The sequence below is a fragment of the Vibrio cholerae ATCC 14035 genome (assembly GCF_000621645.1).
Classification (GTDB): Bacteria; Pseudomonadota; Gammaproteobacteria; order Enterobacterales; family Vibrionaceae; genus Vibrio; species Vibrio cholerae.
Genome location: NZ_JHXR01000032.1, coordinates 1 through 20,192, shown reverse-complemented (window position 1 = coordinate 20,192; position 20,192 = coordinate 1). Strand labels below are relative to the sequence as shown.

The 20,192-nt window shown below is 38.3% G+C and carries 27 protein-coding genes; 6 read left to right on the top strand and 21 right to left on the bottom strand.

Translation table 11 applies throughout. The features are described 5' to 3' along the window. The first annotated feature begins 22 nt into the window (after positions 1 to 22). Together T411_RS0114340 and T411_RS1000000121585 are read left to right on the top strand one after the other, a co-directional pair. The gene (locus T411_RS0114340) at positions 23 to 478 is read left to right on the top strand and encodes a GNAT family N-acetyltransferase (RefSeq protein WP_001245327.1); all 456 of its coding nucleotides are present in this window, start codon (positions 23 to 25) and stop codon (positions 476 to 478) included. A 349-nt stretch (positions 479 to 827) separates the two neighbouring features. Further along, on the top strand, positions 828 to 902 hold the full coding sequence (locus T411_RS1000000121585; RefSeq protein ID WP_229766510.1) for a hypothetical protein: 75 nt from the start codon (positions 828 to 830) through the stop codon (positions 900 to 902). Positions 903 to 1,207: 305 nt separating this feature from the next. Here the strand turns inward: T411_RS1000000121585 and T411_RS1000000121320 are convergent, their stop codons facing one another. The 19 genes from T411_RS1000000121320 to T411_RS0114240 all read right to left on the bottom strand — a co-directional run bounded on the left by T411_RS1000000121320 (position 1,208) and on the right by T411_RS0114240 (position 13,092). Then, positions 1,208 to 1,666, bottom strand: a complete 459-nt coding sequence (locus tag T411_RS1000000121320) for a hypothetical protein (RefSeq protein WP_001176611.1) — start codon at positions 1,664 to 1,666, stop codon at positions 1,208 to 1,210. Next, positions 1,666 to 3,414 (bottom strand): hypothetical protein, encoded by a 1,749-nt coding sequence (locus tag T411_RS0114330; protein ID WP_000063386.1) that lies wholly within the window; start codon positions 3,412 to 3,414, stop codon positions 1,666 to 1,668. Before T411_RS0114330 ends, T411_RS1000000121320 begins: the two co-directional genes overlap by 1 nt. Continuing rightward, entirely contained in the window at positions 3,411 to 3,746 is a 336-nt protein-coding gene (locus T411_RS1000000121140; protein WP_000978438.1) for a hypothetical protein, read from the bottom strand. The genes T411_RS0114330 and T411_RS1000000121140 overlap by 4 nt, the downstream gene beginning before the upstream one ends. Positions 3,747 to 4,049: 303 nt before the next feature. Then, complete coding sequence (locus T411_RS1000000121315; RefSeq protein WP_000130614.1) at positions 4,050 to 4,604, bottom strand: hypothetical protein; 555 nt, start codon at positions 4,602 to 4,604, stop codon at positions 4,050 to 4,052. Beyond that, positions 4,604 to 5,080, bottom strand: a complete 477-nt coding sequence (locus T411_RS0114315; RefSeq protein WP_000877543.1) for a phage tail assembly chaperone — start codon at positions 5,078 to 5,080, stop codon at positions 4,604 to 4,606. Before T411_RS0114315 ends, T411_RS1000000121315 begins: the two co-directional genes overlap by 1 nt. An 11-nt stretch (positions 5,081 to 5,091) precedes the next feature. Continuing rightward, the gene (locus T411_RS0114310; RefSeq protein WP_000784239.1) at positions 5,092 to 5,295 is read right to left on the bottom strand and encodes a hypothetical protein; all 204 of its coding nucleotides are present in this window, start codon (positions 5,293 to 5,295) and stop codon (positions 5,092 to 5,094) included. A gap of 59 nt (positions 5,296 to 5,354) precedes the next feature. Beyond that, positions 5,355 to 6,239: a hypothetical protein gene (locus tag T411_RS0114305; RefSeq protein WP_001912195.1), complete on the bottom strand. Its 885-nt coding sequence runs from the start codon at positions 6,237 to 6,239 to the stop codon at positions 5,355 to 5,357. A gap of 93 nt (positions 6,240 to 6,332) precedes the next feature. Then, positions 6,333 to 7,091, bottom strand: coding sequence for a hypothetical protein (locus tag T411_RS0114300; RefSeq protein WP_000628523.1), 759 nt, complete (start codon positions 7,089 to 7,091; stop codon positions 6,333 to 6,335). After that, positions 7,088 to 7,312, bottom strand: coding sequence for a hypothetical protein (locus tag T411_RS1000000121135; protein WP_000628297.1), 225 nt, complete (start codon positions 7,310 to 7,312; stop codon positions 7,088 to 7,090). Before T411_RS1000000121135 ends, T411_RS0114300 begins: the two co-directional genes overlap by 4 nt. A 12-nt stretch (positions 7,313 to 7,324) precedes the next feature. Continuing rightward, on the bottom strand, positions 7,325 to 7,801 hold the full coding sequence (locus T411_RS0114290) for a hypothetical protein (protein WP_001147214.1): 477 nt from the start codon (positions 7,799 to 7,801) through the stop codon (positions 7,325 to 7,327). A gap of 453 nt (positions 7,802 to 8,254) precedes the next feature. Beyond that, a complete protein-coding gene (locus T411_RS0114285; RefSeq protein WP_000285173.1) occupies positions 8,255 to 8,554 on the bottom strand; it encodes a hypothetical protein in 300 nt (99 codons plus the stop codon). 21 nt (positions 8,555 to 8,575) lie between these two features. Continuing rightward, entirely contained in the window at positions 8,576 to 8,914 is a 339-nt protein-coding gene (locus T411_RS0114280) for a hypothetical protein (protein ID WP_001067607.1), read from the bottom strand. 165 nt (positions 8,915 to 9,079) lie between these two features. Beyond that, a complete protein-coding gene (locus T411_RS1000000121130) occupies positions 9,080 to 9,226 on the bottom strand; it encodes a hypothetical protein (protein ID WP_000284328.1) in 147 nt (48 codons plus the stop codon). An 81-nt stretch (positions 9,227 to 9,307) separates the two neighbouring features. Then, the gene (locus T411_RS1000000121125; RefSeq protein ID WP_001183896.1) at positions 9,308 to 9,460 is read right to left on the bottom strand and encodes a hypothetical protein; all 153 of its coding nucleotides are present in this window, start codon (positions 9,458 to 9,460) and stop codon (positions 9,308 to 9,310) included. Positions 9,461 to 9,613: 153 nt separating this feature from the next. Further along, positions 9,614 to 10,465, bottom strand: a complete 852-nt coding sequence (locus T411_RS0114260; RefSeq protein ID WP_000011024.1) for a hypothetical protein — start codon at positions 10,463 to 10,465, stop codon at positions 9,614 to 9,616. Positions 10,466 to 10,549: 84 nt separating this feature from the next. Continuing rightward, positions 10,550 to 11,590: a DUF6945 domain-containing protein gene (locus T411_RS0114255; protein WP_000033351.1), complete on the bottom strand. Its 1,041-nt coding sequence runs from the start codon at positions 11,588 to 11,590 to the stop codon at positions 10,550 to 10,552. Then, a complete protein-coding gene (locus T411_RS0114250) occupies positions 11,568 to 11,750 on the bottom strand; it encodes a hypothetical protein (RefSeq protein WP_000701626.1) in 183 nt (60 codons plus the stop codon). The genes T411_RS0114255 and T411_RS0114250 overlap by 23 nt, the downstream gene beginning before the upstream one ends. Before the next feature lie 6 nt (positions 11,751 to 11,756). After that, entirely contained in the window at positions 11,757 to 11,993 is a 237-nt protein-coding gene (locus tag T411_RS0114245; RefSeq protein WP_000873010.1) for a hypothetical protein, read from the bottom strand. Positions 11,994 to 12,378: 385 nt separating this feature from the next. Then, entirely contained in the window at positions 12,379 to 13,092 is a 714-nt protein-coding gene (locus T411_RS0114240; protein ID WP_001164593.1) for a helix-turn-helix transcriptional regulator, read from the bottom strand. Between the two features lie 2,714 nt (positions 13,093 to 15,806). On the opposite strand from T411_RS0114240, the gene T411_RS1000000120310 reads away from it, so the two are divergent. Genes T411_RS1000000120310 through T411_RS1000000121580 form a run of 4 tightly spaced genes read left to right on the top strand, consistent with a single transcriptional unit; the run spans position 15,807 to position 17,347 of the window. Beyond that, on the top strand, positions 15,807 to 16,082 hold the full coding sequence (locus T411_RS1000000120310; RefSeq protein ID WP_000095573.1) for a hypothetical protein: 276 nt from the start codon (positions 15,807 to 15,809) through the stop codon (positions 16,080 to 16,082). Between the two features lie 16 nt (positions 16,083 to 16,098). Next, on the top strand, positions 16,099 to 16,476 hold the full coding sequence (locus T411_RS0114235) for a hypothetical protein (RefSeq protein WP_000073388.1): 378 nt from the start codon (positions 16,099 to 16,101) through the stop codon (positions 16,474 to 16,476). 20 nt (positions 16,477 to 16,496) lie between these two features. Continuing rightward, positions 16,497 to 16,892, top strand: a complete 396-nt coding sequence (locus T411_RS0114230; RefSeq protein ID WP_000126817.1) for a hypothetical protein — start codon at positions 16,497 to 16,499, stop codon at positions 16,890 to 16,892. Positions 16,893 to 16,927: 35 nt separating this feature from the next. Continuing rightward, positions 16,928 to 17,347 (top strand): hypothetical protein, encoded by a 420-nt coding sequence (locus T411_RS1000000121580; RefSeq protein ID WP_032074679.1) that lies wholly within the window; start codon positions 16,928 to 16,930, stop codon positions 17,345 to 17,347. A 31-nt stretch (positions 17,348 to 17,378) separates the two neighbouring features. On the opposite strand, the gene T411_RS0114220 is transcribed toward T411_RS1000000121580, so the two are convergent. Both T411_RS0114220 and T411_RS0114210 read right to left on the bottom strand, forming a co-directional pair. Beyond that, positions 17,379 to 19,037 carry a recombinase family protein gene (locus T411_RS0114220; protein WP_001125478.1) on the bottom strand — a complete coding sequence of 553 codons (1,659 nt, stop codon included), beginning with the start codon at positions 19,035 to 19,037 and terminating at the stop codon, positions 17,379 to 17,381. A gap of 317 nt (positions 19,038 to 19,354) precedes the next feature. Then, positions 19,355 to 19,849: a hypothetical protein gene (locus tag T411_RS0114210; protein ID WP_000477435.1), complete on the bottom strand. Its 495-nt coding sequence runs from the start codon at positions 19,847 to 19,849 to the stop codon at positions 19,355 to 19,357. Between the last annotated feature and the right edge of the window lie 343 nt (positions 19,850 to 20,192).

The window sequence follows — 20,192 nt, the reverse complement described above, 5'->3', positions numbered from 1 at the left end:
GCCAGCCCCTTAGGCGGGCGTTATGAGGAATATGGATATCAAATTACGACCAATAGAAAGTGAAGAGTTCGATAGTCTTTTTTCTGTTGTAAAGCAGGGAATTTATTCACACGTTGATGCTGTTTTTGGTTGGGACGATGACTTTCAACGTAAACGTCTAAAAAGAGACTATGACCCTAGTTGGTTTTACTGGGTACAACAAGGAGGTCAGCGAATTGGCATGTTGTGTTTCAAACCTTATGACAATGTAATTCATGTTCATCTACTTGTTGTTTTTCCCGAGTTTCAGAACCAAAAGTTTGGGGAAAAGATAATGAGTTATGTCCATAAGCTCGCGGACGCTGAGGGGAGAAATCGGGTGACGTTATCCAGCTTTATCCGAAATGAGGCCGCGGTAAGATTTTACAAATCGCTTGGTTATCAGCTTATTGATAGTGACGAGCACTTTTATTCTTTGTCGCTTCAAATTTCCTCATAACAAACGCCTCAAGAGGGACTGTCAACGCGTGGCGTTTCCAGTCCCAATGAGTCGCGGTGGTTACGGTTGTTGTGACTGAGTTTAGCGTTATGCGTTGCCAGCCCCTTAGGCGGGCGTTAGTTTCTATCTAGAAAAAATCATCAAAAGTTCAGATTCATGCCCTGAATAATCAGCTTTAAACGTTCAAGTCTCACTATTTGGCTTTTGAGTTTTTCCTGATGCTGATTTGGTAGAAAGTGTTGAAATTTCAGATAGTTAAAAGTCGCTGAGAACCAACAAACTTCTAAGCTTCAATGTTGTCGGATATTCAACACGGCAAATTTGGTTTCACAAAGGCTGCATCATCGCTGTGATCTGGTTTTCTTTGTCGTGGACTCTAAACATGACCAACTTAACCTTGACCGTTTTGAGTTTTGGCAGCTAACTTCACAGCTTTTGGTGTTGGACGTGTGTTTGTTCGATGCATTTGCGTAAAATGGTCTTCAAACAAATGTTTTAAAAAAGTCATTGTTAAACAATGGGCTACGAAACTAACAAACGCCTCAAGAGGGACTGTCAACGCGTAGCGTTTCCAGTCCCAATGAGCCGTAGTGGTTACGGTTGTTGTGTTTGAGTTTGGTGGAAATGCGTAGGTAAGTAAAGCTATTACCACGTAAATTACACCAGAAAATTGTGATATTTGTCACATAACTTATGAATAAACCCCACCAAAAAGGCAGGGTTTTAATATTAGATAGCTTTGTGGTCAATGCTGTCTCTTAGTTCACCAGTTTCCACAAGGGGAGTGTTTTTACCTTTACGTGCTGCCCATTGTGGCGAGTTGGGCATGAGGATTAACGGATCACCTAATACATTTTTATCATCGTCTACCCATTTATTACCCAATACATTGCAAACAGTGTTAAGCGTAACCTTACCACGTAAAAACTTTTTAAATTCAGCTTTAAACGCTTTATTACGCCGTTGTTTATGCATAGCATTGCTAATATACACCCAAGCCCTTGCAGGTATGTTACCACTACCGCTATGTGTAACCCATGCTATACCCACAATGCTAAAACCAGAACTATGCTTTTTGTCCTGTAATACACCAACCTCGAAACCATGTTTATCACTACGTTTTAACAAAGTGGTGAGGGTTTTGATTTGATTAAAAGCCCCTTTCGAGGCTTGTTTATTCAGTTGCATTAGTAAGGTCTCGATCTATGCATAATCTGTTTAACGCCTTCCTGACCTACGGCAGAATTAACTACCGCCGTAGCTAATGTGTTACCGTCCACAACAAGATTAACAGTAGCTGTTGTGTTTGTGGGGTTTGTAGTGGTTGTAGGGTTTTGTGTGCCATAACCACTGTAGCCGCCGTATGTTGTGGGCGAGGTCATATTATAGGGTTTTGGTGTAGTTGGTGCAGTCGTGGTAGTAGGTGTAGTTGGGGTTTGTTCTACAGTTGAGATACCTAACGCCTTTTTAGCAAAATCTGGTAATGCGTTCAAAATATCGTGTAACATTCCCTTCAAACTGTTTTTAATCCACTCGGTAGCTATCGTTAAACCATCGCTTACATATTTTGTTAATTCGGTAATATAACGCTGAACGTTAGTTAGTCCACCAAGTAATAAATTCAAACCATCTAACACTAGGTTAATAGCAGGGGATAACAAGTTTAATGCACCAGATAATGTGTAACCTAAAAGAGTAGCGATACTATTTAACAACTCCCCAAGCTTACCAAACATTGCAAGACTCGATGGGCTCAGAAACTCCGTAAAGCTTTTAAAAATGTTTAAATCGGCATTACTAATGGCACTAACCATACTTGCAACACTTTTATTAAACTCTGTAGCGGCTGTCATTTCTGCAGTGTTAAACTGCACAGCATTTTGTTTACCTGCCTCAAACCCTTGTCTATTAGTCTGAATGCCTCGAACAATGTTATAAAAGTCAGAACCAAATGCCTCTAGGACATAAGCTTGTTGTTTAGCGTCTAGCCCTTCTGTTGCTTTGACAACACTATCGATAAACTTGTCAGGGGATTGATTCATAAAGTTATTTAACGATTCTTTATCACCAGTTATAACACCCTGTTTTAACAACAAGTTAGCTAAAATCGAACCTTCTCCCTTATCAAACTCACCCTTATCACTATCGAACACGGTGTCAGCCATAACTTCGCCGCTACGGTCTAGCAAATCTTTAATTTTGTCGGCTGCGGTGCTTACGTCTGGGATAGTCTCCGTTACAGCTATTAAACCGTTGGCTAATTGGGCGAACTCGTTATAATCCAAGCCTACTAGGTTTGCACCTTCCTTGGTGTCCCTGAATTGTTGGCTACCACTATTTATAGCCATCGCACCACCACCAATAACAGCGGCTGCCGCTAAAGCTGCCGGATTACCTGCAAGGGCTACAATACCACCCCCTGTTGCACCTGCTGTTAAACCACCCTTAACACCACTATTATTAATCTTGCTTTGTTTGCGTTCATAGGCTGCACGGCGTTGGTTTTCTCTACGCATCATTGCGGTGGTTTGGCGGTATTCCTCGCGGATTTCCTCCTCACTTCGTTTTGCACTTAACACACGTTTCAATTCCATCTTTTGCTCTAAGCTTAAACGCTCAAACGCAGCACTACGGAATTGTGCAAGCTTCCAATCATTAAACTTTTTAAGTTTGGCGGCTTCTTGTGCTTTTAACTTTTCAGCTTGTGCAGCGGCTTTTTGCTCTGCTGTTAATTTCTTGGTAGCGGCTTTTACTTCTTCTTTCTCTGTGTTTTTAATTGCACGTTGTTTACTTTTTTCTGTATCTTCAAACAGTTTTGTAATTTTAGCGCTATATTTGCGTGTCATCTCTTCAAATTTACGCATACCACGCACAGCCTTTCGGTTGTCAATAATATTCTCGTAGACAAATTTCTCTACTACACCTGCATTACTCATTTAAACGCCTCGCTGTATTCTGGAAATTCCACAAGAAAATCAAAAATAACTTCCTGTAGATCTAAATTATCTTTCTGTGCAATAAGTAATTTAGCTACCTCATCCACTTTTGCACTAAATTCAAACCCTAGCTTTTTAGCTTCATCATTTTGCATAGTTGCAATGGATGCTCTATATAACTCATCCTCAAGAGCTGTAATGTCGTATTTTAACTGGCTAGGGGTATTATCAACGTTTACAATATTACCTGTCTCATCTTCCCTTAGTTCTTTTAAATAGGGTAGGGTTTGTGCTGCTAGTAACATCATCCGCTTTTTTAATGTTTTCATCATTGGCTTTTTGTTCCTTCCATTCCTTCAAATCGACTAACTTCCCGTTATCCTCTTCAATATACTTTTTAACAATTACTTTAGTTTTAATTTCTTTTATGCAAGGGTATTTTTTGTGTAATACCCTATATATTTTGAGGTGAATTAATAATGATATTGTTATGGGGAAAAAGGCGTTTTGTAATGAGGTGAATGTATATAAATAGAGTGTAACGATAGAAAACCAATAACACACAACACCAACACACAATTTTATAAAGTTTTGGCGGTTTGTTATTACAAAATTCATAGGTTACACTCTTATTATTATTGTTGTTGTTGTTGATGCCTCGCATCATGTTGAATTGCTTCACTAATCATAGTGCGAACGGCGATAGTGTTATTAAGCTTTATAAACGCATCCCACGGTTTATTATAAATATCGTTTACTGTTAAACCACTTTCAGCACTAATATATAAAGCCCAATTTTCGATCTCGCTAACTTCAACACCATGCTTAGTTAACCAACGTGTAACAGCTTGTTGCTTTTTGCCACCTTGCTTTTGTTGTTTCAAACTATACAAGGTTTTCTCTAGCTCGACACGTTTAGGTTCCGGTATATCAGGGGCTGCAAGTAGGGTTTGTAATTCTTCGATCCTACTTTCTGCCATAGTTAACAATCGTTGATGTTTTGTTAATGTATCGGTTATAAAATCTAGGTAGGTGAATGTTTTTGTGAGTAAATCTTGAGTAGGGGTGTTTGGAAATTGTTTAAGGTATAGCGTTAAAATTTGCTCTATATTGTCCTCAATATCACCCCTCATTACCTCCAACCATTCCCCAATAACACTAACCGTTGGCATAGGGAAAAGGTCGGTCATTATTCCACCTCTTTATTTTCCTGCATAAAGTTATCTGCAATAGTTTTAAGTTTTGGCATAAAACCAGATAAGGCAGAAGATTTAAGGAGGGGTTCTAGTAGTTGTTTTTCAAACAACCACACTAAAAGATCAAATTGGTGAATACTGGTATTAGCAAAATAAGTGTTAATACGTTCAACAGTTTCTAAAGGTTCGCCACTACTATCTAAAATACTGCCTAGTAGTAGAGTTTGTAGTTCCTCAAACAACTCTTCTGTCGCTTTTGCTGCAATCAGGTTAAACACTGTTGAGTACATTAAGGTGCGATCTTTGCTTGCCATACCATCGACTACGCCGCCCATCGCAGGGGCTAAAACGCGAGCTAATTTAAATTGCAACATACCTTGTTTAATAGCATGTAGTGTTACGGCTTTTACAATTTTATCGCCTTTATCGGTTGTAAAAGTTTTATTAATAATGGTGTCACTATATTTCATATTTCCCTCTCTTATTTAAGTTGTAATGTTTTTAAAGAATTTAAAGCATACTGCACACGCTGTTCTGCTTCGGCGACTAATTCTGCTTGAAACTCCATACATTTTAATTCAGCGGCCAAAAATTCTTCCCAAGTTTCCACTTCGTAACCAAACTCCACCCAACATTTTACAATGTGTGCTAAACGCTCGTTAAATTGTTCTGCTGTCATTTTCATGTTCATATTTCCTTTTATCTTATTATTGTAGGGGAGCAATCTCCCCTAAAGTATGTGAGTTATTGAATATACTTACTTTCTAGGGTTAGTGCTGTGACATCTGCACCATCTTTCACCCACAAGGTAGCTTGTTTACCGTCCGAAAGTTTATGCTTACCTTTTGCGTAACCTAGTGATTGTAAGCTTGCAGAAATTACATTAGGGTCTTTTTCTTGCAGTTGTGCGGCTAGGGTATTAAACGCCCATACATCGCTTTGGTTAACGATTGCAAGGTCATCATCACTCAAACCACTTGATGCATACAACTCACGAGAGATAGCGGCTGATAAGCTAATGGCGGCTTGTTGTGCTTGTGCAGCCATAAACTTACGTTGTGCTTGTTCCACATATGCTTGCACACGCTGTTCGTTGAAGTATTCAGCTTTCAGGCGTTCCGCTTCGTGTTTTTCAGCTTCTGCAATGCGACTTTCCATCAGCTTCTCGTTATGTGGCTTATACCATTCAGCTTTGCGCACCAATCGACATGCGGGAAATTGGCGACCAGTTCCAACATGTAAGCGCCAGTCTGGACACACTTCAAACCCTAGCTTGATACACTCCCCAATCAAACCGTAGTATTGTGTAGCTGTCATCGGGGACACAAACTGAATAACAACGTGTGGGTAAATAAAGCCTTGTTCGTCTTCTCGTTCCGTTTGTGCGGTGCGTGTTTTAAGCATCTCGGCAATTTCTGTTAGGGTTTTATCACCCTCAAACAGTTGAGAACCATAAGCAAAATCACGGTAAGCACCATTAGTTAGTGCGGCATCGCTATTAATACTTTCGATTTTGCGGCGGTATGCATCAGCATTATATTGTTTATTGTCCGCTTTATATTGCTCGAAACCTGCTTTGTATTCTGCAATTACAGCGGCTAGGTCGAAAATGTTGGTAGTAGTAGTCATAGTTCATTTTTCCTTATATTTTGTATTGTGTTGTTATGTTTGGTGCGTATTGCTTAAACATCTGAGAGCACACACCACACTCCCAAAATTCTTTTATTTGATTAGGTGAATAACACCGTTAACAATGTTTAAGCGGTTTGCTAATTCACGAATTTTTGTTAGACATGTTGAATAATCACGCTCTTTTAAAACATCGGAAAAGGCGTCAAATGCATCGTAGGTAAAATCACCACCTTGTAGGTATTTAACCAATTCTTCCCATTCGCTATTACCTTTCATGATTGCACCACACTTAACCAATTCTGTTTGTTTAGTGTTTGCAATTTTGGCTAGTTCTTTACCAGATTTGATAGGGTTGCGAGCTTTATTTAACTCATCGTAAATTTGCTGCTTATTAACACCAGTATTAGCTTGTTTGCTTTGTTTAGCTGCTAATGCACGTTGTAAGCGTTGTTGTGTTTGTTCCGGTGTTTCTTTACCTAGTGCAGCGCTTTTAACAACCTGTTGCTGTGCAGGTTTTTGTTTTAAACCCTTCACAATCTCGGCATTCGCACTAATACCACTTAGCATTGCACTTAATATGGCGTATGTTGTAAAGTTAAGCACCAACCCCTTGTTACTAATCGTCGCATATACGGCACTACGGGTGGTTGCTTGCGGCATTGTGCTAACCCCTTGCTTCGGTTCCGTCACCGTAATACTACTAAGCACACCATTTGCAAAACTTAATACTGTCTCGTTAACTGTTGAGGTAGGGGTATCAAGGATAATACGAGACTCTTCAATACTAATCTGGCTATATGTGCGTGTAATACTTTCACTATTACCAAGTTTTAAATTAATCGTAATCATTCTTTTGTTTCCTTAAATTTGTTATTCAGTTGTAAAAACATTTGCACAGTTTCAGCGTGTGGGCTTTCATTTTTAAGCCAGTAAACATAGTTGTGACTAACGCCTAGCTCTTTGTTAATTTCACTATTAGTTAAGTTTGTGGTTAGCATTAGCCTTAATGCTTGTCGCTCTGTTGGGCTTAGCATTGCAAGCTTACTGCTTAAAAGTTCAATGGTTATCATGTGTTCCTCTTTTTAAATACTTAACTTGTCAATTTTAAATCGGCCTTTGTATAAACGACCACTTTCAGCGGCTTTATAAGCACCATAGCCACTCACATCAAATAATTCTTTTAGCTTGGTTGTTAAATTTCCTTGAAATAGTTCCTGACGTGAGGTTTTAATGTCGGTAACTAACCAAAAATGAGCAGTCTCTCTTAAATTCTCTGCGTGACTACAAAATCTGATGTTTGAATATTCGTAATCACCTTGATCTCGGATGCGGCTGACGTGGTATGCATGACCGTGAGGACTTGTTTTGTATCCACCTTGCGAGGCAATCCATTCAATAAAATCGTCAAAGGTTCCTAATTTAAACTGGCAGGTTTCATAACCTTTTAATCGACCGCATCTATATTTAATATTTAAAAACTGCACGTTAAGTTTTTTAAGTTGTTGTAGTGTGCAACCAATTAAAGCGGCACGTTCTGCATTTTTACTGTAGTAAGGCATGTTCGTATTTCCTTGTAATTATTATTATTTATTGTTGTTATAAAATATTTACAGCTAACAGTCTGTCATTTGCTAGTGTAATAGGGTTTTTAAAGTGGCCGATTTACTGTCGAATCGACCTTTCACAATTTACAATTTACACTTATGACTTGAATGCTATGGTAAAAATAAAAGTGGTTGAAGAAGGGAACCACCTTTATTAATTTACATAACAACAAACATAAGGAATCCTCACCACGCTAACAATGGTTATGAACAGGGGAGAATACTATTGGGTATGCAATAGCAGTTAGCTAAGATTGCGTGACAGCGCAATTTGAAGAGGTGTATTATATGAATGTAAGGAGAAACATATAATCAAAAGTAGGTAAGGTTATCCTCCCCTACATATTAATTATAGCATTAAACGAGAATCATTATCAACAACTATTTTCAAGTCATAAGTGAAAATGTTTAAATTAAATCCACCCAGTTGTAATAGTTCGATAGTATTACATCCGTCTGCTTGCTTGTGCGTTTACTGTTTTGCCCACTTACAACGTATTGGGTTGCAGGGATAACCTTACCGTCGATTTTTAAATTGAAATTTACATCCTGAGTAATACTGCGGTCATTTTTAATACGGGTAATTTTAAAATCGAAACGGTCGCTAGTAACATGCAAGGTGTCGGGATTTGGCATGGCACAAACATATTGTGTGAATACCACGGTGTAACGTGCACCTTCTTTTGTCTTAAATTCCACTTGGTACATTTTAATAATCCTCTTAGTTTGTTAAATACCTAATAGCACATTTTTATAATTCCAGCCGTCACTTGATCCTGCATTATAAAAGTCCATCAAGAACAGAATAGGATAAGGTGCGGTTTTAGCTGCTAGATACTTTTTAGCGCACTTTACCTGTTCATCCACAAAACAATCTGCATTTGCTACAACATACTCCATCAATACTTTAACTTCGTGATCATATGTCAGCAAACCTTGTAAGCATTGGGTAGTAAGCTTTTTAACAACAGCATTTGGTGTGTTTTTCTTGGCTAGTTTGGCGATCTTTTTATTAATGGAGTCAATCTGGCCTTGTTTTAGTTTCAGCTTAACATAATCTGGGTTCATATTATTCTCCTTATTATTATTGTTGGTTTAGTAGAAGATATTGCATAAACTCGGTGTAATATGGATGCGATTTGATAAACACATATGCAATGGTTAGAAGATCAATTGCTGCTGTCACGTCTTGGATGTTCATAATTTTTCCTTTCCTTATTGTTGTTATGTTGTTTAATCTTCGATCAAGCTATAGATAGGGCGGTTGTGTGTTAACTCATCAAAATATTCTTTTTTACCTGCATCACTTAAAGCGGTGTAAATGTCGAATTCTGCCCTACTGACGATAATATACGCTTGTCCGTCTTCAATCTGGTACATTATTTATTTCCTTGTAATAGTTTATAGTTAAAACGTAGTCGGCTACGTCTAATTTTGCGGATTCGTAATCTCTTTTTCATTTTAAAATTCGTCCCATTCATCAGTGGTTGGTGTTTTAATATTGAGTAAGTGAGCTTTGATAAGTTCAAGGCGCTGCGCTTCCGTTAATGTTTCGATTGTGCAAATGCGAATCATGGCGGCAAGGGTGATACTGTCTATTGTGAATTGTTGCATGTATTTAGTTCCTTATATTGTTATATACCCCTGAATAACGAGCGTAGAAAGCCGTAGAAGCGTTTAACGCTGCATCAATGGGGTAGTGTGTTTGTTTGTGTTAGAGCGTGTTGTGTGGGGTTTTAAGCGGCGTAACCTTTGTAGGTTCAAGCTTTATAGAGCTTTGGTGTCAAGGACATAACTATCTTTATAACCTTTAGTGTAAGCTTGCATATCTAACTTATAAAACTCAGTATTACTTAAAAACATTGCAATTTCTTTCGTCAACGTTGCCTTGTCTGTAGGTAAGAGTGAATAATCGTCAATGTTAGCTCCTTCTAAGGGATTGAAACTATCCTGCAATCTGATCACATGTAACAAGTTTTTAGATTGGTAGTGGGTTTTACCTTTTGCATTACGATATGTGCCGTTATACCAATAGAAGATATTGCAAAATCTCACCGCTTTAACGCCTGAATCTGAAGGAAGAAAACGTAATCTTCTCAAGATTAACTCTAGTGCGATTTGTGTAGAGCAATTATTAGTGTCACACCATGTTTTAAAATCTTCCCAGTTGTCAGGGAGGTCAATTCTATCCCACCAATTTTTAAAATCGTCACAAGAATCTTTTATCTCCTTAAAACTTTTCTTAGCGTAGTCAGAATTGTTTGAAAGTTCTCGTTTTAGTTTGTAGTAGGCACTCTCTTTGTAATAACAATCTTCGATAAACTGAGCATCTCTAACCTTAGCTTTGTAAAGTAGGTCGGGGATTGTATCAACAAGGCCGTCACCAAGGATAAAACGTTCACAAGATTTGACTAGTTGAACCAACTCCGATAAACTCTTAAATGTTCGGTAGCTACCTGCAAAACCTTTATTCTTAGATTTAATACACATTTTAGAGGGTAGTATTTCAAAAGGTGTATTTTCATACTTAAATTTTAATGTTGCAGTGTTGCAGGTGATATTTGTAATCTCTAGGTTACTTTGCAAGGCTTCTAGGATTTCAGATTTTGTAAATGACATTATTTATTCCTCATATTAGTAAAATAGTTATCACACCAACCTTACTAAGGTAGTGCATTCAAATTGTTGATTTATTGGGTAAGCTTAGAAGGGGAGGTTATTACTAGAGCAATTAGGATCGAGGCAGTAGCCTAGCTCGTTAGTTAAATTGCTGCATACTGAACAAGTCAACCAACTAACCATGTTAGCTATCGTTGCATTATCAGGATTGTATTGATCCCAATAGTACGCTTTTATAGCCTTGAGATATTGCCTTGCTGTATCTTTATCGCACTCTTTCAAGTGTAAAGGTTTGGCAAAGAATCCGATCCCTTTTCCGCTTATATCAATTTCACTAATATCTGTGTTTGGTCGGAAGCACTTCAACAGTTTACTTTTATCACCACACACTACAGGGGTAACATGCTCCACCACTTGCGGCGTAACCACTTCAACAACTTCTTGAGGTTCATCCTTTGCAGGGGTAGGTGACTCTGGTTCATCTTCTGGTGGACAATCCCACTGATCAGACGTTGGTGCGCCAGAAGTATCAATATCAGCTAATACACCAAAGTTAACGGTATCACCAGCGATAGGGCGGTAATCTTGCTCGTAAGCTTCTACAGGTGGTTGCTCTGTAAAGTAGCTTTCTGCGCCGTTACAATCTTGCATCTCTTCTAGGTGAGGTTCTTTAAAATCCTTCCATTCGCCTTTGCTGCGCTTATCTTCTTCCCATTTATTGAGGCGTTGTTTCTTAGATTCTTTCCGCTTGGTTGTTTGGGTAGGATCTTTGAAGGTGTTAAGTTTTGAATTGGTAAGTTCCCAAGCTTCCATAATAGATTCAACACTATGCACAACCTTGTAGGCGTTTTTGTTACCGATTACTTCTATCAAGCCTAGTGTTGTAAGTTCTTTGGCTAATTTCTTTTGCTTCTGCGTAGCCACATCACAACACACTGTAAAGATTTTATCCCATGATTCAGTATATCTACGGTTGCCGTATTTTCTATGCATTCGATATTGATTTAGCATATAGGCATATACAAGCTTTGTTTCTGGTGAAAGTGGGACAACCTCACCTGTTTGTTTGTTTACAGCTTCATTACTTTCTAGAAGTGTTGTATTAATTTGGTAAAACTTTGACATTGTTATTATTCTCCTTTGCCTCTTCTTGGGCATTTGTTTCAGAAATTTTGATTTGTAGCTCTTGCATCAGTTGGATAGTTAATTGAGTGGGGCTTAGTCCTGTAAGATCTGCTAACTCGCCCGCTAGTTTATCGTATGGGTGTTTTAATTGAATTTTCATAATCTGTTAAACCTCCTCACTCTCAACACTTTCGACATTGTTGTATTCTTTAATAAGGTTAAATAGTCGGACGGCTAAACCATTCTCGAACACCTTATCTTTATCACCTTTAAGCTTGTAGTTAGCTTTATTACGTCGAATTGCTGACGGGCGAATCTCACCGTTTAACATGCGGTTCAGTTGATACTGTGTTGTTAGTGGTAGTTCTTTCAAATTTAATGATGGTGGAATTTCATATTTCATAGTTTTGTTTCCTTATCCTGCGGATACACGAAAACCCCACAACGTGTGATTCATCGCAAGCAATGCACGTATGGAGTAGGTTAGATTGTGTTATGAAAGTTTGTTCAGGGGTATGTCACTACCGTGAAAAGGTGTCTTTTATTACCTCATGTATTAATTATAGCAGTTTTCGACTAGCATAGTAAATAGTAAAACACAACTTTTTTGAAAATATTATTCATCTTTTTGTGCTTCACGCCTCACTAAGTTAATATTAGCATGTTCCGCCCGACAACTTCAACACTTTTTTATTGCATTCAGGATCTTTTTGTGTTGGGGGTGTTAGGGGTGTTCTGTTCCAGAATTGGGCGGTGTTCGTTAACTAGCAGTTATTAACTAGCAGTTATTAACTAGACAACATCGCTCGCCACTTCTGCATTGCTTCCTTTTGTCGGATAGCTCGCCATTCGTGCCAGTTTTCCATCACCTCAAGATCTTCTTCACGGGTAGCAACAGGGTAATAAACCAATACATCTTTCTGAACATGGCCGCACTTCTTCAAGCTTGCCCATACATCACGTTTGACGGTTTCTTCTACAATCAAACCTTTGTTAACCAAACTTTTAAGCACACGGTGAAGGTTTGAACGGTGAATGCCTGTCTTGTCACTAATGTCTGTATTGCTCCAAGGATACTGACCACTTTCTGAACCTTCTTCAAAATCTAGTTGAGGTCGTAGGCATTCTAAAACAAGCAATTCGTTACTGGTGAGTTTGTCTGCCTGTCTAACACCTTCGATACATTCACTAAATCCGTCTGTATAGCCTCTAGATAAGACACTTTGCACAAGGTGAAGTAAATCCTCGTCTGTTGTGTTATCAAGCCATTGTTGGGCGATTAAAGTCGCCTTTTCGTATGTATTACATTCACCGATGATCAACTCACCATCAACGTTGGATGAAAACCACACATTATAGTAGTGAGTATCTGTTTCTGCATTGTCTACACTAAAACAAAAAGTGAGTTTAGGGACAAACAAACCAACATTCTGATAAAGTTTGATTAGGCGCGATTGTAGTTGTAGAGATTGGTGTGGTAGGTATGGGGTATTGTGTTGCATAAGGTTGGCTCCTCAATGATTGTTGTTATTATGACCATTATAACATGAAAAATATACAACAATCAATGGACAGTGAGATGATTTGAACAAAAACGTTCAACAACCCCCAATGCAAATATGCACACCGTATAAACACCAAACCAATAAATTGCGGTCAGATGGTTAAGGTATGTAACGTAACATATGATTATGTGATGCCTTTTAGCACCTCTACGCTAAACAAATCTGGTAAGCGATTGATTTTCTGGGGCTGCAAATATTCCGTCTCGGCGCACATTGCCGCGTGTGCATCGGGAGGATGAAAGTAGGAAGCAGTCCGTAAACTGTACTACTGTATGAATTTATAGGTATGAAAATCACCCATATAAATAGAAGCTTAGAGAATCTTATAGGGCTGAAAATCATCCATATAAACATACTTTATAGGTATGAAAATCACCCCACTAACTATAAAGAACACGCTTCGCTTAGTTCATAAGGACTTCGTCCAAACTAAAACATTCAAACGCCATGAGGCTTAAAACCAAATAACACTAAGTTCGCATAAGCTCACATAACTATAACACTACGTTCGCCTGTGCTCACTACGTGACAACGCTTGCGCTTATGTGTGCACTAACTCGCTTACGCTCCTAAGTGCATAAGAACCACACAAGAAAAGATTTAAAGATCTTTGTTTTTGTTTTTACATGTAAAGATTTAAAGACAAGAGAACTATAAGTAATAAGTTCGTTAACACTCACCTCACGGCTAACGCCTACGCCCTTCGGTTGTGTGTGCGCTTCGCTTACAAATAATAGACTCACTTTGTTCGTCTAAGTGCTAAAGCACCTCTTGTGGGCATCCTTTGTTACTACGTAACTAATGTGCATACTTAATAGCTCCGCTATAACATTGTGTGTTGCATAAACTAACGTTTATTGAGTGTGTATAGGTAAGACTCACTAAACAACCTACTGTGTCGCTATGCTCCTTGTATGTTGTGTTCGTCTAACCTGTGAAGGTTATCCCTTTTGTGCAAACAATATTCTTTGTGTGGAATTCTTTATTTGTGTGGATTACACAATTCTTGTGTGTGGGAGTATTCCTTGTGTGGATACACATTTCTTGTGTAAAACGCTCTGTAACGCTCTGTATTGAGTTTTGTATGCAAAGGCATACGAATGTATTGGGTTGTGTGTAAACACGTTTAAAATGCGTTCTGTTGCGTTATTGTGGGATACACAAATATGTGTGGGTAAACGCATTATTGCGTTGGGGGTAATACTAACGTCAGTAATACTAACGTATAAGTGGAGATATAAGAGATTGGGTAGGTGGTAAGTTACCGTATATTCTCGGAATCTATCTAAAAGCACTTTATAACTTGTTATAAACGCTCCTACAACACGTTGTAAGCTCCTGTAAGCGATTCTAAGAGGTTTTAATGATACATAAGGCAATCATATTAAGGTGGTGATAAGATGCGTTAAATGACGTTCTGAGCGTGTTTAAATGAGGATAGAAAAGCATATAAGCTGTTATATACACATATGGAGTATGCCACACATATGCAAAGAGGATTGTTAGGGGGTAAGGTTATGTATAATATACAGAAGAGGTGCTAAACAAATCACAAACACCATCGCCGCACATAAGTGTAAACTCATATTTGCAAAATGCAAATAGTTATCATTATGATTTGCAAAATGCAAAGAATATGTATGCATACAACACTCAGTCACGAATATTTAGGTTAAATTATGGGAATTGTGAAAAGTGGGAGATTTACAGCGAATCATATTCAAAGTGCAGATTCTTACATTACTTTTTATTGCACTAAATTGGTGCAAGTATTTACTCAGTTATCTATGAGGTTTTACCACCTTTTGCAGACAGTAAACTTGTGAAAATGCAAACTAGACACCTCTAACCTATATATTAGAAATCACTCATTTAACATAATGGTTCTAATATCTACCAATAACGCATAATAGGCGCACGTAATCGCACTCAAACCCTTATGTATCAATGGTTGTAAGAGATTACACCTCAGTGCGCCATAATTTAATCTTTGATTATGAGTGGAATTATTGTCCCGATAGGGGAGAAATACACCTGTGCATGGATATGCAAGAAAAATGTATAAGTAGTGTAAAGGGGTGGAGTGGGTGGGCTTAGCAGCTCTTGCTCAATTTGTATAATTTTACCTTACCCCACCTCACACCCTCTCCCTCATATGGATATTATCTCTAGGTTTCATAATGGTTTAGCCCTCAATTTATTACCTGCTATAAAATTTTTTATAATTTTCTGAAATTTTAGCGGTAGTCCTAATATCCATGTTAAAACAATATCACTTGTTATAATTACAAGGTGATAGATATTTGTTGATAATATTGGCTTAAAACTATCACCTTTTTACTAATACCTATTGATAATGATTCTCATTAAATGCTATAATGATAATATAAGGGTAGGAAATCTTCCTGTTATACATCCACAACTCCCCTTTAAACTCGTCAATTCCTCAGTTTTAGTTAGGGGGTAGGGTATAGGGGGTATATAACGCTTCTCCAAGCGTCCACAACAAGCTCTAAATAATCCTCAATATAATACGCCGTCTAATCTCTAAAACCTCACCTAGCCCTTATAGGACGGTTAATTTATGGGTGTAAAGTTAACCCCCTAACTTGTAAAGTTAACAACAAACAACATAAGGAAAACTATATAAAGTGAGCAGTAAAATTTTAAGTAAGATTCAAAACGATATTATTGGTTTGGGTATGTCACTAATGTCAGAAACTCGCACCAATAATGTAACTAAATTGGTAGTGTGCCTAAGTGGTTTGAATATCCCACGAGCCACAATTGCAAATATCGTTAAAGCGGAAACAGGGACAACATTGAGTGTTAATCGAATTACTAAAATTCGTTCAACATATAACAGTATTGTAAAAACCTTATCGGAAGAAACCGACCGCCTCTACCAATTCCATGAAATCATATAATAAGGAACATATAAAAATGAGTAATGTATATCCAGTGTATAAATCAAACGACAATATCAAAGCCTCCTTGGACAATCACCTCGACACCCTGCTAGAAGCTGCCAAAGGTAGCAATAAGGCACTAGGTCGCATCAATAAAGCCTATGACGGGATCATGTTACAACTAATCAAAGCTTGCAAAGGCGAGATCGAATTAACTAAAGGTCAATCCGATGCAATCAAGATTGTATTGAATGAACAGAAACACTTGAGCAAGGTTGTTGCAGATCTAGAGGAATTGCTGAAGAAAGTGCAAGCAGTGGAGGCTGTAGAAGGTGGACAACAACCAACAACTACACCTAATACACCTCCCAAACCATTCGATCCACGTCAATTTAAATCAACCAAGTTTTAATAATATAAGGAACTATGAACATGACAGCGCAAACTTTTAATTTTGAATATGACGAATATAACCGCCTCCTTCTCCCTCTACAATACCATGATATTACTTGCGCCTTTGTGGATGCATTGGGTTTTCGTGTAGAGGATTTAGTGGGGCAAAGCAATCAAGTGCGAATGAGTTTAATCTCGCTTATCCCACCACAAACAATTGTAGAAATAAAACAACTTGTCGAACTGCATCATGATTATTTCAAGCGGTGGTTAACAGAAGAAAATAAGTGCATTTTCAACGACATACTACATAATTTTATCAAGGCTTATACCACCACTACAGCTAAAGCAAACACGTATGGCAGTGGCATTACTTGGCAAGCTATCAATTCAGAAACTTTCAAATTAATGATCGAATTGATTGATTCAAAATAACAAATAACAACAAAAGAAGAATAGAGAAAGGAAATATGAAAATTACGAGATTACAACGTGAGTTTATCGGGGAGCAGTTTCATACACCCAAGGGCGGCACACTAACAGTAACGGGTATCACCGATCAAACTAGTGGACGTAATGCAGTATTCACGGTTGAGTGTTCTATTTGTAGTGTGGATGAAGTGTTATTTCCGGATGGTTTTACATCAACCAAAAGTAATCTTGTTTGCAATGAGAGAGTGCCGTGTCCCTGCAGTGGTCGCTACAAATATTCCCCAAACCAGTATCATATCTTGGTTCAGCGGAATTGTGTCCAAAAGGGTTATGTATTACTAGGTTTTGGTGGTGAGGTTGGGGAGTGGTTCGGTGCGTCTAAGACACCAATAACACTACTTAACCCTAAGACAGGTAGAACATGGACAACTACTGTCTACGGTTTTCTAAACACATAAAAGAAACCGCCTTAATAGGGCGGTCTTTTTCTTACGTGATTTTCAGCTTGCGGTTATTTATCACACAATATTTTATCAAATCGTATTCTCTCAACCTTCGGCTAAATCTATGAAAGTTTTCTAAACCAATTGATCTTGTGCCATCGCTAACACTTAAATTTAAACGTAGGTTGTCCCTAAGCACACTATCAAACACCCTAATATTCCCATCTATAAATTCCACCCTTACGCACAACAGAGAGTAATCGCAGCCTGTGTAAATCTTTGGGTTAAATCGTATGTCACCCTTTTTAACACTCTTACGTGTAACAATCACGCGATTAATACAACCTTGCAACAATTTAACAAGCTTCACCCTTTCAGGGTTAGCTTTGTCTAATATAATCTCTGCTGATAATAAGCTTTCATTAATTGGTGTGTGGTTAGAAGCTAATGCTAATAGTGTCTGTAGTTCGTTTTGGGCGGTTTCTAGTTGTTCTCGGTATTTTGGTATGGCTTGTGCCAACTCAGGGCTGAAAAAGGTATTTAAGGCTTGTGTTGCTTGGTCTAATTGTGTTTCTAACCGTTCAACCTCTACCTGCATAGCTTCAATTTTAGCGTTTAGTTCGGTGTTGGTTTCCCTTTGGCTAACTTCATGCAAATAGTCGGCTGATAACAGCGTTACGATAGCCTCTATAGGGTTTAGGTTATACGTGGGACTATCACAATGCTTGTTTATGGCTGCATTGCATCGGTAGTTATACCTCACCTTATCTTTAACACTTGCACCATTCTTGAAGCTCCCGCACAAACTACCGCATTGAGGACATTCTCCTAATCCCTTCAATAGCCAGATATTCTCGGTTTTAGTGGTGGCAATAGCTTTACCTTTACCAGTTCCCATTTGTCGGACATAAATCAACAAACGGTTGTATTCCTCTTGTGTTAACAATGGCTCATAAAATTCTGCAAGCTCCACACCCTTAATAACCTTTGTCCCTATAAGCGTTTTGTGAGCGTTATTAATAACCTTGCTCAATGTGTTGTAGGGTATTGCCAATTGCATAGCTGTATGCAATGCGGATAAGTTTTTATATTGTCCACTTGTATAACAATTAATCACCTCACGCCACAATACAGCCTCTTCGTTAAGCTTACCTGTTTTGTGATTTATCCAACTAGGAGATTTACCCAGTTTTGTTGTGTATTGTCCATCTCGCTGATACTGTGCGAGGTTAGCCGCTAAACTGTCAATGTTACGGTTTTTCTTTGCTCGGCTCTCTTCGGCTGCACGCTCAAACACTAAGCTTGATAATATTTCACTCAAAACATCGTGGGGTTTGTATAGGAAATTGTCTATTTCACCGAATATACTCACGCCGTTGTTTGTAATCGGCAAGTAGATTAGACTCTTAGCCAGTCCAAGCTTCTCAAGGCGGCTTAGACGGTCGAGGGAATAAACAGCGAGTATTGACCCTTGTTCAATTTCTCCGCGCTCACATTTCATTAAAAAGCGTTTTAAAATACTCCCTTCTTCGATATGCTTACCTTTGCTTGCACTGGCAACCTCAGCCCCAAGATCAACAACCTCTGATAAACCATGTTCAGACAATAAACGCTCTACAGTTTCAGGGCGAACTTGTATCTTTAAACCTGTTTTGTTGGTTTGGCGTTTACTAGATACTCGTCTAAATATGTAAAGTTTTGGCATAAATTCACACACGCTTAATAAAAAGGAGAGGCGTTAAGCCTCCCCATAATAACACAAACAAACTAACCTAACTTGTTAAAAACTAGTTGTAAAACCAACCCTATGACAACACTAGTTTTGCGTTTAACTTTGCAACTGTCTCTAGTGTTAACCCTGTAGATTCGGCAATTTCTGTTAGTGTGGAATCTTCCACGTGCAAAAGCACATCAAGAGAATTAAGGGCTAACTCTTCCGTCAAACCTCTACACTCCCCAGAACACCACTTTTTTATTGTGTTTACGTGGTATTTGCGGAAATTACTGTCGATATAATCTTGATCAAGCAGCATTACTCACCTCATTATACTTTGTGATAGCTTGGTGTTTAGCTAAAGCACGGTGGTAACGTAAAGCCAACCCTAAACCAAACAGGGCGATTATGGTAACAGCTAACAACAAATCCCCTAATATAAATAAACCAAGAACACCAAGTAAAACATGGATAAACATAAACCAACTGACAAAATCTTTCAGCATGATCATTAGTGGGGAGGTGTCAGGGATTACAGGTTTAATACCTGTATAATCTTCTGCCAATAAATACCCGTCTTTCTCTAACAAATCCTTGATATAGTGTTTGTTGGAGAAGAAAGGAATAAATAACCAAGCAACAAACAAGGTGCAAATAACAATTGCTAGGTAACTTAATGCACGTTTGTATTGTCCACGCCACAAGGGGACAAACACACCAAACAACAATACGGTTAAATCAAACCCACCATCAGGCAGAATTTTAACGTCTTTACTACGTTCATGAATTAACACTTTAAACATATATTAGTATCTCCTAAATTAAATTGAGGTTTGATGGAATTCTAGGCGAGCAGCTAAGAGGCGTAACCTCACACATTGCTTGATTGACAAGTGTTTGCTGTGGTTTACAAAGTTAATGATCTCACAAGGCTGTGCAGTGACTACAACAGGTTTAAGGCTTTGTTTACGCATTTAGCTACTCTCCGTTAAATTCCGTTTAACTTGGGTTACTGGTTATGTAACAACTGTGGTAATAGTAGCGTTTTTCTGTTGCCAGCCCCTTAGGCGGGCGTTAGTTTGCTAAAGGTAGTGGATAACTAGCCTAAGCTTGCTCTGATATCAGCAATGGTGATGAAGAGTTTGT